The organism is Acinetobacter sp. LMB-5 (assembly GCF_001541635.1).
GTDB classification, from domain to species: domain Bacteria; phylum Pseudomonadota; class Gammaproteobacteria; order Pseudomonadales; family Moraxellaceae; genus Acinetobacter; species Acinetobacter pittii.
On sequence record NZ_LRDR01000005.1, the window covers coordinates 315,939 to 328,564 of the forward strand.

A 12,626-nucleotide genomic window follows, 5' to 3' on the forward strand; every position below is an offset into this window, starting at 1 on the left:
ATAGACGTTTATTTGCTTGATTTAGAGGATGGATGAGGACAAAATATTGTGATTCGAGGACATTCTGAGCAATACAGTGAAGTATGCATGGGCTTTTGAACGCAGTGTACACAGTGTTCGGTTAATGGCTGATTTTGCGATGGAATCAGGCATCTCTTATCAGACAATTTTGCAAGGGACAGGGCTTAGCCAACAACAATTACTCGACCCTAATATGGTGGTGACCGGCCATCAGGAATTACAGCTCATTCATAACTTGGTTGAGCAACTAGGAAACAAGCCCACATTAGGCTTAGAAGTGGGCATGCGCTATCATTTCACCACATTTGGGCCATTAGGTATGGCTCTGATGAGTAGTGCTAGCATTCGTGAAGCACTAGATTTGGCTTTAACCTATTTTACTTTAACCTTTGCTTTTACCCGCTTTGATGTATCTGATACATCACAGGGAGTTCGCATCGAAATTGATGAGCAAGATATTCCTTTATCAGTTCGTCAATTTATTATTGAACGTGATGCAGCCGCTTTAATTACGGTACAACGCGATCTAGTCCAAGATAATTTTTGCCAATATTTGGCTTTTTCTTTCCAACTCAAAGGCGATGCCGAGCCTTATCAGGACTTATTTGGCGTGATGCCTGAATTTGGTGCTGCGAAAAGCTTTGTAATTCTTGATCCGCAAAAAGTAGACCAAAAGTTGCTTATGGCAAATGAATTGGTTTTACATACAGCTGAAGAACAGTGCCGACAAATATTAGAGAAACGCCAATCACAAAATAAATTTACAACTTTAGTGCAACAGCAATTGATGAACGTGCGAGGGGAAATGCCTTCTATGGAAATCGTGGCTGACCGACTGCATTTAAATGCACGAACCTTACGCCGTCATTTGGCATTAGAGGGGATGACTTTTATTCAGATACGTGAAGAAGTCAGGCAAGTTCTAGCTGAGCAATATTTGGCATTACCAAAAGCTTCGGTTGAGCAAATAGCCGAGTGGTTAGGTTATGCAGAACCTGCCAGCTTTATTCATGCTTATAAAAGATGGCATGGGAAAACACCTCATGCCATGCGTTTAGTACAAAAATAAAAAAATGAAGGGTGCTTTTGCTTTCCCTTCATTAAAGAGCAGTTTATTTAATAAAGCTTAGTTGCTTACTGATTTTTTCTAAAATCGGTGCTTTCTTGGCTTGAAATTCAACTTTGTTTTGTTGAATCAGGTTGTTGCCTTTGGTGTCGATAGAAATAATGAGAGGACCAAATTCTCTCACACGGTTAATCCAAAGGGTTTCTGGCATACCTAGGTCTTGCCATTCAGCGCCTTCAATCTCTTCAACTAAGGTTGCTGCGAGAACTGCGCACCCACCTGGGAAAATGGCATGAACGGCAATATTTTCCTGACATCCAGCAGCTGTTTCTGGTCCCATGCCACCTTTACCCACAATAAGCTTTACGCCAGTTTGCTTGATAAATTCCCGTTCGAATTTTTCCATTCTCATACTGGTTGTTGGACCAATCGAAACCATTTCGAAGTCGTTTTCACCTTTCTTACGCACAATAGGGCCAGCGTGAAAAATCGCTCCGCCTTCAAGGTTAACTGGTAGTTCTCGACCTTGTTTGATCAGTCTGCGATGGGCAACATCGCGACAAGTCACTAAACGGCCAGTCAAATAAACCACATCACCGACTTTAAGGTCTAAAAGATCTTCATCTTTGATTGGCGTTGTCAGAATTTTTTTCATAGTACAACTCCTTCATGAGACAAGATTTCATACGACATATCTGGGTTAATCTTAATTTTGCCACGGCGATGTGCCCAGCAACCTGTATTTACGGCAACCCCAATGGTTGATGGGTGGCGCGCAGAAGATTCAATATTGACTCCCATCACACTGTTATTGCCTGTTAGTCCCTGAGGACCAATACCAATTTCATTAAGACCTTGTTCTAACAGTTGCTCCATCAAGGCAGCGCGTGGGTTATCACTTGTTGAGTCAACCGGACGCATAATCGCGAGCTTAGAAAGGCGAGCCGCTGTTTCAACTGAAGTCGATACGCCAACACCAACCAGTAAAGGTGGGCAGGCATTAACACCGCGTTCGGTAATAACATCCATCACAAATTCAGCAACGCCTTCGTAGCCTTGACCTGGCATTAAAACTTTTGCCGCACCTGGTAAGGTACAACCGCCACCAGCCATATAGACATCAATGGTACAAGTGTCGAGTTCAGGTACAATACGCCAATCTAACCATGGAATTTGAGTACCTGTATTTGTGCCCGTATTTTTTTCATCGAAGGTTTCCACAGCGTTGTGACGTAAAGGACCTATGCGAGTTGCCTCAGCAGTTGCTTCGCTCAAAATATCTTGCAGTTCACCAAGCAAAGGGAAGTTGGCACCTGCTTCAACAAAATATTGAATGACACCCGTGTCTTGGCAGCTTGGGCGGTTGAGTTTATCGGCAGCTTGCTGATTTTCTTCCATCGAGTCATAAACTGATTTAGCCAATGGATTGGTTTCTAAAGTACGCAGTTCAATTAACTTGCTTTTCACATCTTTAGGTAGGCGTTTTCCAATATAAGCCGTAAATTTAGCCATGGTGTCCGTAAGGGACTGGACTGCAATATCTTTGTCCATGTTGTGCTCCTTGAAGAAACTTGTTCAGATCTAATTGGTGTAAATAGGGTTATTGGGTTGCTTTGGCAGCGTTTACTTTCACTTTTTGGGAGAAGCTCAGCACTAGTGTCAGTAAGGTCGAGATGATGAGTAGGCCTGCAACAAAATAGAGTCCGCCTGTGAAATCTCCAGTTTGATCTTTAATCCAGCCGATCATGGCAGGTCCTGCAAACCCGCCTAAATTTCCGATTGAGTTAATCGTGGCGATGCCTGCTGCTGCGGCTGATCCTGACAAGAACATGGTTGGCATGCTCCATAGCGGTGGCTTGGCACAACTAATACCGACATTCACAATGGTAAGTGCTGCAATTAATCCAATGACGTTATGTGTGCCTGCTGCAATTGCGAGACCAACTGCTGCGGTTAAACATGCGAGAGCAACATGCCATGTACGTTCATTGGTGCGGTCAGAGTGTCGAGACCATAAAACCATGGCAATGACAGAAACGATTGGAGGAATAGCATTTAAAAGCCCCACAGTCATAGACGTCACGCCAAGCTGTTTAATAATTTGTGGCGCCCAGATGCCGAGGGTATAAAGCCCAGCCGATGTTCCGAAATAAATCAATGCAAGGGCAAGTACCCGTGGGTTGGCAAGACCGCGAAGAATGCTGTGATGCTCAGGTGCATTTTTTCCTACATCCTCTTCCTTCATGGTTTTTACAAGCCATTCGCGTTCATCCTGTCTTAACCAAGTAGCTTGTTCAGGGCGATCCGTCATATATTTAAAAACAACAACGCCTAAAATGATTGCTGGTATTGCTTCAATAATGAACATCCACTGCCAACCAGCAAGCCCCCAAATTCCATGCATTTCAAGTAATGCGGCAGAGATTGGTGAACCCACCGCGGTAGCAATGGGAGCGGCTGCCATAAATAAAGCAATCACCCCAGCACGATGGCGTGCAGGAAACCAGTAAGTTAAGTACAAAATAATGCCCGGAAAGAAACCTGCTTCGGCAACACCGAGTAAAAATCGCATAACGTAAAAGCTGGTTGAACTTTCTACAAATGCCATTCCTGCTGCAATCAGACCCCAAGTCACCATGACTCGAGCAATCCAGATACGGGCACCGACTTTATGCAAAATAATGTTGGATGGAACTTCAAATAAGAAATAACCCAAAAAGAAAATTCCGGCACCAAACCCGAGAACTGAGGCGGTAAAGCCTAGATCTTCTTTCATGGTGAGTGCGGCAAAACCAATATTGACGCGGTCGATATAGGCTATAAGGTATAACAACATAATAAACGGTACGATTCTCCAAGTAATTCGACGCAACGTTCGCTTTTCAATATCCATTTCCATGTCATGACTCCATATTCATGACTACCAATCCTGATTGGTAGTTTTCGCTTTCTTTACCGCTATTGATTCGGCTAGATGGCTTTTCCCGTTCATCCACAGCATTCCTTCTGCGGACATTGTTATGCTCTTAAACAAGAGATGGCTTATGTCGGGAAACATTGAAATGGATGTTAAACCCTTTAAAAAACTGATGAATCGATATAAAGTTAAATCACTATTGCAAAAAACTTAATAATCATGAATGCAGATACGGAATTAGCTTTCTTTTGTTTATTGGTTAAACAAGGAAGTCTTGTCGCGACGGCACGAGAGTTAAACTTGACTCCACCTGCGGTTTCTAGACGTTTAACTCAACTTGAAGAGCGTTTAGGCGTAAGACTTTTAAATAGAACAACACGGCGAATTAGTTTAACCAGTGAAGGTGAGGTCTACTTTGAAAATGCGGTTCGTATTTTAAAAGAGATTGATGAAATGGAGCGTTTGGTTTCAAGTAGTCGGGCAGCACCCAAAGGGGTACTGCGTGTGAATGCACCTTTAGGCTTTGGTCGTTCTTATATTGCGCCAGCGATTTCTACATTTTCCAAAATCTATCCTGATGTCGATGTCCAACTGCATTTAACAGACCGCCCGATTAATCTGCCAGATGAAGCCATTGATGTCTCAATCCGCTTTGGCGAAATACCTGATTCACGTCTAATTGCAAAAAAATTGGTAGCCAACCGCCGTTTATTATGTGCCTCACCTAGCTATTTAAAAACAGCAGGCCAACCGCTTACTCCCCATGATTTAACACAGCATCAGTGTATTGTGATTCGGCAAAATGATTCAGCTTATGGTAATTGGCGGTTAAGTCATGGCAAACAAGTTGAAACTGTTAAAGTTCATGGGCAACTGAGTACCAATGATGGTGCAGTCGCATTAAATTGGGCTTTAGAAGGCTACGGTATTTTGATGCGAGCAGAGTGGGACGTAGCAAAATATTTAAGAAGTGGCAGATTGGTTCAAGTGCTTGAAGATTATGAGACACCACCAGCAGATGTCTATGCGGTGTATTTAGAGAGACTGAATCTGTCACCTAAAGTCGCGCATTTTCTAGATCATTTACGCCAACTTTTAAATCAGCATGTCGATGGGCCAAAGCCGCGTTCAAGCTGGTAACGATGGTATTAACCTCAATTAAAAAAGCCAACTTAAAGTTTAAGTTGGCTTTAACATTAGTTTCTATTTAAACGCAAATGCAATAACCGTGTTGCTGAGGTGTGGCGAATTTCATCGGTCCGTGCATTAAAATATCGTTCAGTAATGGCTTCACCTGAAAGATCTTCGATCACTTCAAATCCCATCTGCTCCACGGCCTGATGTAAATCTCTTGGTTTAAATTGGCCCAATAAAGGCTCTTTCAGCAAATGAGTAAACTGCGCAACCCCCATACTTCCAAGTCGCTCAATACCGTTTAATTCCTGAAAATCGGTCGAATAGTCGAGTACTACTTCGCTACCGTTTGCAGCAAATTCAGCAATACTTTTTAAAGTTTGTAACGTCGTTTGCGGATTTAAATAGTGCGTTGTGCCTAACCACGAATAAAATGCAGGAGCAGATTGATCATAGAGACTTCTGGTCAGAGCTTCCGAAATAGACTCTTTTTCAAAGTTAATCGCGACAAACTCAACGGTAGTAGGAATATTTCCTAGCTTTTTTAGCTTGGCTTGTTTGGCCGCTTGAGTATCAGGATGATCAACTTCAAAAATTTTCAAAGTAGGGTAATGGTGTGATTCACGTAGTGCAAAAGAGTCTAGGCCAGCACCCACTAATACATATTGTTGAGTATTTTGTTGAACTGCCTGAGCAAGTAAATCTTCGGCATAACGAGAGCGACCGACCACTTGTCCAGTAAGTAAACCTAAAGTGCGGTTTAAAACCGTAGAATTCATGACTTTAACAATAAGTTGGCTAGAAAGAAGTTTTTTCCAGCCTTTACTGGTCAGCTCAAAAGCATAAGGGTCAGAAAATACAGGGTTCTGTGTATTTTGAAAATGATTGGCTCGTAAGGCAGCAGCAGCTTCAGCAGTACGACTTGATTGTCCTTCTTTCATCTTTATCCTGTTTTTTTATTTCTTGAAGATATTCAACGAAGAAGGCAGTGTATTTCATGAAAACCTAAAATACACTGCCTATTTCTTACAACGGATTTGATCGAAAATACAAATTAGTGAGTTTTTGTCGTTTGATACGTCACTTCATAATCTTTCAAATCTACTTTTTTCAAACGTTGTTTAAGTTTTTTCAATGACCAAGGCCATGCAGCAAAGTTACGACCGTTGGCATCAAGGTAATAACTCTTACATCCGCCGCTATTAAATACCGTTGTTTGTAAGTGCTTTTGTACTAAATCATTATGCTTTTTAATCACATCAGATTTAACATTTAACTTGCTAATTCCTTTGTTTTTAATTTTCAATAAGCCATCTACGATATAGTCGAGTTGTGCTTCTGCCAGACCAATGAAAGAATCATAAACCAGTACGTTTGGACCCAAAACTAAAAATGCATTCGGTACATTTTCAATATTGGTCCCTAAGTAAGCCTCTGGTGAAGTGTTTTTCCATAAATCATTTAAACGTTGTCCTTTTTCATTAAACACACGTTTACCGATTGGTGGGTGAGATACTTCAAAGCCTGTACCCCAAATAATCACATCAACTTCGTGGCGTTCACCATTGGCAGCAACCACCGTATTGCCTTCAACTTTCACTAAACCATGTGGAATGAGTGTGGTGTTCGGTGCTTGTAGTGCAGGGTAGTAGTTGTTAGCGAATAAAATACGTTTACAACCAATGTCAAAGTTCGGCGTTACGTTTTTACGTAGCACTGGGTCATTAATTTGCAATTTAAGTAATTGCTTACCCAATACATTTACTGGTTTTAGGGCAAGAGGATTACGTAAACCAAAGTTAATTGCATTCAGTGTTAACGCTACACTTTTACGCCAGCTCGCCTGAATAGCTGGATATTTGGCAATGACTGATTTACTAAACTCGCCCAAGTCTGTATCTGGTTTTGGTAATACCCAAGGTGCTGTACGTTGGAACACAAACAGTTCTTTCGCTTTTGGTTGAATTTGTGGCACAAACTGAATAGCAGAAGCACCAGTACCAATCACTGCAATGCGTTTACCTGTGAGGTCATAATCATGATTCCATTTCGCTGAATGGAACATTTCGCCTTTAAATGTTTCTAAGCCTTCAAGACGTGGAATTTGAGCCTCGGTAATTGGACCTGTGGCAAAAATAACGGTTTTAGACAAATATTGTCCAGTAGTGGTGTCAAGCACCCACACATGACGTGAATCATCCCACGCTGCGTTAAGCAACTCGTTGTTAAACTCAATTTTAGATGCAATATTAAACTCGTTACTCACATCTTCCAGATAACTTAATATTTCTGGTTGGCGCGCAAATAAATGGCTCCATTTTGCACTTGGTGCAAATGAGTAAGAATAAAGAGCAGAAGGTACATCGCAACCACAACCCGGATAGGTGTTCTCACGCCATGTTCCACCCACGCGGCTAGCTTTTTCAATAATTTTATAATTGGTATAACCAACTTGATCTAGGCGAATGGCAGCAGCGATCCCTGAAATGCCCGCACCCACAATAAAAGTATCGAAAATATGGCTTGGTGATTTGACAGCTTTTTTTGCTGATGCATTTGTTTTCATTTGAGCAGTCATATGTGTACTACCTATAAATTTCTTATTTAAATAATTTGTACGATGTACCAAGGAACTTGGTATACAAGCTTGGGGATGCACGTTTCATTAGCCAGAATAACTTCGCATCAATTTGAGGAATGGTATACATCTCATCCTGATCAAGGCGATTAAGTGTTAATCTTGCAACATCATCACTTGTGGTGAGCGCATAGTTCATCAGTGCATGGTCTGCCAGTTTTGAATAGCGTCCCGGAATGCGACCATTTTTAATGATATTGGTGGGTACCAGCGTCGGGCAGAGCACGTTCACCTTAATGTTAAACTTACGCAGTTCGGCAGAAAGCGTTTCTGAAAGCGCACGTACGCCAGCTTTAGTCACGTTATAAGCAGTCATTTCTGGGGCAGCCGTGTAAGATGCCGCAGATGCCACATTAATAATCGCGCCGTAACCTAACTTTTTAAACTTGGGAACAAATGCATGACAACCGTGAATAACACCCCAAAGGTTAATATTCATGACCCAGTTCCAGTCTTCTAGGCTGAGTTCGTCAAATTTACCGCCTAAACCTACACCAGCATTATTAATGACAAGAGTTACAGGGTGCCCAAGCAAGATTTCAGCAGTTTCAGCGAGATGGTTAACCTGTTCAGCATTACCCACATCACAGCGCATAGCAAAAGCTTTTGCACCTTCTTGTTCAAGAAGTTTTACTGTTTCTTCAGCAGCTTCGAGATTAATATCTGCACACACTACGCTGCCACCACGTTTCGCAAGTTCAATTGCAAAACTTCGACCAATCCCACTGCCTGCACCCGTCACTACGGCATAAGCTTTTTGGCTTGGTTTAACTTTCTTTTTGCCAAATAAAATCATGATTCATCCATAAATAGCTTGAAGAGATACCAGCTACCTCTTTGATAGCTGGAAATGCAGGAGGATTAAGACATGCGTACTGGAGGGGTAAATTCTTTAACAAAGTAAGGAGCAATTGCGCCGCCTTCGGTCAGCAATTTCTTTTTGTAATACTCAAGATATTCAGTTGTATCATGATCATTTGGATGAAAGTCTGGGCGTAAGTAGTCAAGAATTTGACCAATCGTACTGCCGAAAACTCCGTCTTTTGGACCAAAGATTAAGCCTACACCACGACGGGCGTCCTTCCAGAATTTCAAAGTCAGCATCTCTTGTGGCTTTCTTAAAACAGGGACAAATAATGTAGTCGCAGGGATTAATCCTAAAATGGTAAATAGCGCGAGGAAGAAACCAGACGCACGTAGTGCATAACTACCATTTAACAGTTGATAGACATCATAGGCAATATCTTTATGCTCAGACTCTTCAAGCATATGCCACATCCAAAGTGCGCGGCTTTTTTCGTCATCTGAATAATAGAAATTCTTTTCATGCTTCATCATGTATTCAGCAAGTACCGCAGTAAAATGCTCGATACCCGCCATCATTGATAATTTGAGTGGCTGTGGAAACTTTAAGAAAACATACTTAAAGAAGTTTGAGCCAAGAAAACGATATAGCGCAACAGGATATTCAGCATCTTGAAGGGCATCGTTATATTCATTGTGCAATTTAGAATGAATTGCTTCTTGGCCAATCAACGACGTTACTCGCTGCTTTAATATTGGATCTTTGATAAATTCACGGTGATGGCGAGCGGTTTCAATCACCAGATCTTCGCCGTAAGTTAAAAACACCGAAAGTGTGGCAAAAAACAAAGTAGCAAATTGATTGTCCATATAGAATCTGACATCAATTTCTTTACCATCAAAACCAATATTTAAATGTCTGATTGGAATTGAGCTTTTGCTAGCAAAATCTGGTAGCTCAATTTCACGCTGAAATTTAAGTTTGTTGAATGATTTTTTAACTGCGGTCGAGATCATGGCGACACCCTGAGGCAAAGTAGTGGTGCATTTTGATGAAAATCAATAAACTCAATGATCAACAAAGCACTGTAAAATTCCATTTTCAAAAACAGATGATTCTCTGCATTGACTACGGTGTTGTTGCTCCGTTATTTGTTTGATTATTTGGCTGAATAACGGAAGAAGAACCGAGGCAGACAAGAGCTGCTGAATGACTCTTCTTTAATTTTTTCATATTAATCTGACATTATGTTCGGATTCAATTCGGGTAAATTTTTAAATATATAAAAGTATTTTATAGACATTTCTTGTAATAATTTTTCTAAATAAATTGATTTTATCTTTTTGAAAAATAATAAATTAAATTCATTCCTAATTTCTGAAAATAGTAAATAAAAGCATCCATTGATTGATAAGTTGAGATCTGTTTTTCTCAATTTTTTCACTTAAGTTTGACAACTATTCGGATTTTGTTTTTTTATTTCTACCGAGTCAGATTACATGCTAATCTGACTTTATGTTCGGATTATTAATTAGATCGTATGACTACGCGTAAACCACGTCAAACTCGAGCTAAAGTCACTGTCGACACGATTATTGAAGCAGGTTTTATTGCCGTGGCACTTCATGGACCGAGTGGAACCACGACACGTCATATTGCAGAAATTGCAGGAGTGAGTGTCGGGTCTTTATACGAATATTTTAAAAATAAAGAAGAAATTTATGATGCAATGAATCACTTTTTTGTTCGGGAAATTCTGGACATGATTACAGAGCTTACACCGACAATTTTACAGTTGGAGTTAGAGCCTGTCATCGAAATGATTTTTTATACTTTTAGTGATTTATTAAAGAAAAATAATGACCGTTATTTGACTGTTTTACGTTATGCAGGAGAATTGCAGTACGACAAATACATTCCCAAAATTGAACAGGCTTTAATGGAAGTCATCATGAAATATATGATGCATAATCCAAAATACCTAAAAATCAATAATTTGCCTGTAATTACCTACATTTGTATCAATAGTGGAATTTTTAATGTTGCACGGCATCTTATTTTGCCAAACCCTTATATTAGTTTTGATGAAATGGTGCAGGGGCTAACTACTATGATTATGAGCTATATCAATACAGAGATGGCACGTTCAGAAGAGCATTGAGCAGAGTTAGCATTAATAAAAAAGCCCTCGCATAAATTTTATGCGAGGGCTTAGTTGCATTATGGCATGGTTGGAACTTCTTCAGGACGCATATCGAAAATCAAAATTTCGGCGTTATCACCATTGGTAAACGATAAACTTCCACCTTCACGAATACGTGCTGCATCCCCAGTGTTAAAGGTTTTACCGTTCACATCAACACGACCTTTAGCAACATGTAGGTACACATAACGGCCATCAGGAATCACAAATTCAGCAGTTTCTTCACCATCAAAAAGACCTGAGTAAATATTAATGTCTTGTTTGATCGATAAAGTTTTCTCACCACCTTTCGGTGAGATGATCAAATGCAATTTACCGCGTTTGTCTGCTTCATCAATATGAACTTGTTGATAGCCTGGCTCTGTATTCACTTCATTTGGAACAACCCAAATTTGCAAGAAATGAACGCCTTCTTGAGCTGAGTGGTTAAATTCACTATGAGCAACACCACGACCTGCACTCATCAGCTGAATGTCACCCGGCACAATCACAGAGCCTGTACCCATCGAGTCTTTATGCTCTAATGCACCTTCAAGTACATAGGAAATAATTTCCATATTACGGTGAGGGTGAGTACCAAAGCCTTTAGATGGAGCAACGTTATCATCGTTAATTACAAGCAGATCCGAAAAACCAACTTGTTTAGGATCCCAATAGTTAGCAAATGAAAAGCTATGTTTTGATTGTAACCAACCATGATGTGCTGCACCACGCTCGTGAGATAAACGCATATCAAACATGATGTATTCTCCTGATTTAATTTTTTATCTGAATACAGTTTATCGTAGCGTTTATTGGAATGAAGCTAAGAAAATAGAAAGCTTGGTGCGATTTATAGAACGATGAAACTTGGACGTAATTTTGCTAGTCAACCAATAGAGTTAAAGGAGAAAAATATTTTTAAATAAGATGAAGATTTCTTTGAGATGAATTTTTACTTTCCATGCTAAACATACAACATAGAAATTAGTCGCTAAAGAAACAATTTTAAAGAAAAGTACATTAACGAAAATAGCTCCTTTTTATCTAATTTAAAGCTTAGCAAATAAAAAGAAATTTCAAGCCATATACACATTTGTCTATGCTCTATCTTTAAAATAACTTAAGAGTTAAAACCGATAAAAAGATAATATTAAAAATAACTAAAATAAGCTCTTATTAAATAAAGTTACTTTTCAATGGAAAAGTTTAGTATTTATTAGGTTTTTTCATGATATTTTTAAAATAACTTTTATTTTCAATAATTTGAATAAGAGTGTGTTATTGTAAATAAATGTGAAAATATTCACAAAGCTATAATTTTTTGTTAAGATCATTAACATTAAAAACATAGAGATAATAATAATGATCAATAAAGTATTAATAGTGTTGTGTGTGGGTATCGTCTTTGTATTAGGGTATTGGGCTTATTTAGATACTCAAAATAAAAGACATCAAGAGCTAATGCAGATCATACAAGAAGCTGAAAAAAACCTGCAAAGTATCGAACGAAATCCGAATCATGCTCATCACAGCAATTTAGCTTCTTTTCACATGCAACAATATATAGGCGAGAAAAAAATTATTTTCTAGCAATAACGAGCTATAAATTTCTAACTTTTTACAGTGTCATTGGTCATATCTTTTCATAAATTTTGATCATGTTTCTGTTGAATCTGTTAAACTTATTGAACGTATAGTAAAAAAGCTGCATAGGGGTTATGCAGCTTTTTTGTGTTTCAAGAGGGGCTGTGGTTGTTTGCTATGTATAAAGCTAGAAATCAAATGAGTGGCATATTTGTTGCTTCTTAAATTTGAGATTCTTGTTTATAGGACTGAACAGAAAAACAATATTGTTCAGCG

Annotated in this window: 12 protein-coding genes; 4 read left to right on the forward strand and 8 right to left on the reverse strand. The window is 39.5% G+C overall.

Annotated features, from left to right (window positions below):
* Positions 1–76: 76 nt before the first annotated feature.
* The gene (locus AW165_RS08495; RefSeq protein ID WP_081410577.1) at positions 77–1,090 is read left to right on the forward strand and encodes an AraC family transcriptional regulator; all 1,014 of its coding nucleotides are present in this window, start codon (positions 77–79) and stop codon (positions 1,088–1,090) included.
* A 43-nt stretch (positions 1,091–1,133) separates the two neighbouring features.
* Here AW165_RS08495 and ttdB read toward each other — a convergent pair whose 3' ends face one another.
* From ttdB to AW165_RS08510, 3 genes are read right to left on the reverse strand one after another with little or no spacing between them, the layout of a single operon-like run.
* Complete coding sequence (gene ttdB, locus AW165_RS08500; protein WP_060465510.1) at positions 1,134–1,742, reverse strand: L(+)-tartrate dehydratase subunit beta; 609 nt, start codon at positions 1,740–1,742, stop codon at positions 1,134–1,136.
* Positions 1,739–2,638: a L(+)-tartrate dehydratase subunit alpha gene (gene ttdA, locus AW165_RS08505; RefSeq protein WP_002163154.1), complete on the reverse strand. Its 900-nt coding sequence runs from the start codon at positions 2,636–2,638 to the stop codon at positions 1,739–1,741. Before ttdA ends, ttdB begins: the two co-directional genes overlap by 4 nt.
* Positions 2,639–2,687: 49 nt before the next feature.
* Positions 2,688–3,986 carry an MFS transporter gene (locus AW165_RS08510; RefSeq protein WP_060465511.1) on the reverse strand — a complete coding sequence of 433 codons (1,299 nt, stop codon included), beginning with the start codon at positions 3,984–3,986 and terminating at the stop codon, positions 2,688–2,690.
* Positions 3,987–4,223: 237 nt separating this feature from the next.
* Between AW165_RS08510 and AW165_RS08515 the strand changes: the two genes are divergently transcribed.
* Positions 4,224–5,144, forward strand: a complete 921-nt coding sequence (locus AW165_RS08515) for a LysR family transcriptional regulator (protein WP_060465512.1) — start codon at positions 4,224–4,226, stop codon at positions 5,142–5,144.
* Positions 5,145–5,200: 56 nt separating this feature from the next.
* On the opposite strand, the gene AW165_RS08520 is transcribed toward AW165_RS08515, so the two are convergent.
* The 4 genes from AW165_RS08520 to AW165_RS08535 form a co-directional block, all read right to left on the reverse strand.
* Entirely contained in the window at positions 5,201–6,079 is an 879-nt protein-coding gene (locus AW165_RS08520; protein ID WP_060465513.1) for a class I SAM-dependent methyltransferase, read from the reverse strand.
* 113 nt (positions 6,080–6,192) lie between these two features.
* Complete coding sequence (locus tag AW165_RS08525; RefSeq protein WP_017386376.1) at positions 6,193–7,716, reverse strand: flavin-containing monooxygenase; 1,524 nt, start codon at positions 7,714–7,716, stop codon at positions 6,193–6,195.
* Between the two features lie 22 nt (positions 7,717–7,738).
* Entirely contained in the window at positions 7,739–8,572 is an 834-nt protein-coding gene (locus AW165_RS08530; protein WP_017386375.1) for an SDR family NAD(P)-dependent oxidoreductase, read from the reverse strand.
* 65 nt (positions 8,573–8,637) lie between these two features.
* Entirely contained in the window at positions 8,638–9,597 is a 960-nt protein-coding gene (locus AW165_RS08535; RefSeq protein WP_005070390.1) for a metal-dependent hydrolase, read from the reverse strand.
* 524 nt (positions 9,598–10,121) lie between these two features.
* Here AW165_RS08535 and AW165_RS08540 point away from each other — a divergent pair.
* Positions 10,122–10,742: a TetR/AcrR family transcriptional regulator gene (locus AW165_RS08540; protein WP_002163161.1), complete on the forward strand. Its 621-nt coding sequence runs from the start codon at positions 10,122–10,124 to the stop codon at positions 10,740–10,742.
* A 59-nt stretch (positions 10,743–10,801) separates the two neighbouring features.
* Here the strand turns inward: AW165_RS08540 and AW165_RS08545 are convergent, their stop codons facing one another.
* A complete protein-coding gene (locus AW165_RS08545) occupies positions 10,802–11,524 on the reverse strand; it encodes a pirin family protein (protein WP_060465514.1) in 723 nt (240 codons plus the stop codon).
* A 604-nt stretch (positions 11,525–12,128) separates the two neighbouring features.
* On the opposite strand from AW165_RS08545, the gene AW165_RS08550 reads away from it, so the two are divergent.
* Positions 12,129–12,356, forward strand: coding sequence for a hypothetical protein (locus AW165_RS08550; RefSeq protein ID WP_002163179.1), 228 nt, complete (start codon positions 12,129–12,131; stop codon positions 12,354–12,356).
* The last annotated feature ends 270 nt before the right edge of the window (positions 12,357–12,626 follow it).

Coding starts and splice junctions, on each gene's coding strand:
- ttdB (WP_060465510.1), bottom strand. CDS start 1,742: ATGAAAAAAATTCTGACAACGCCAATCAAAGATGAAGATCTTTTAGAC.
- ttdA (WP_002163154.1), bottom strand. CDS start 2,638: ATGGACAAAGATATTGCAGTCCAGTCCCTTACGGACACCATGGCTAAA.
- AW165_RS08510 (WP_060465511.1), bottom strand. CDS start 3,986: ATGGAAATGGATATTGAAAAGCGAACGTTGCGTCGAATTACTTGGAGA.
- AW165_RS08515 (WP_060465512.1), top strand. CDS start 4,224: ATGAATGCAGATACGGAATTAGCTTTCTTTTGTTTATTGGTTAAACAA.
- AW165_RS08520 (WP_060465513.1), bottom strand. CDS start 6,079: ATGAAAGAAGGACAATCAAGTCGTACTGCTGAAGCTGCTGCTGCCTTA.
- AW165_RS08525 (WP_017386376.1), bottom strand. CDS start 7,716: ATGACTGCTCAAATGAAAACAAATGCATCAGCAAAAAAAGCTGTCAAA.
- AW165_RS08530 (WP_017386375.1), bottom strand. CDS start 8,572: ATGATTTTATTTGGCAAAAAGAAAGTTAAACCAAGCCAAAAAGCTTAT.
- AW165_RS08535 (WP_005070390.1), bottom strand. CDS start 9,597: ATGATCTCGACCGCAGTTAAAAAATCATTCAACAAACTTAAATTTCAG.
- AW165_RS08540 (WP_002163161.1), top strand. CDS start 10,122: ATGACTACGCGTAAACCACGTCAAACTCGAGCTAAAGTCACTGTCGAC.
- AW165_RS08545 (WP_060465514.1), bottom strand. CDS start 11,524: ATGTTTGATATGCGTTTATCTCACGAGCGTGGTGCAGCACATCATGGT.
- AW165_RS08550 (WP_002163179.1), top strand. CDS start 12,129: ATGATCAATAAAGTATTAATAGTGTTGTGTGTGGGTATCGTCTTTGTA.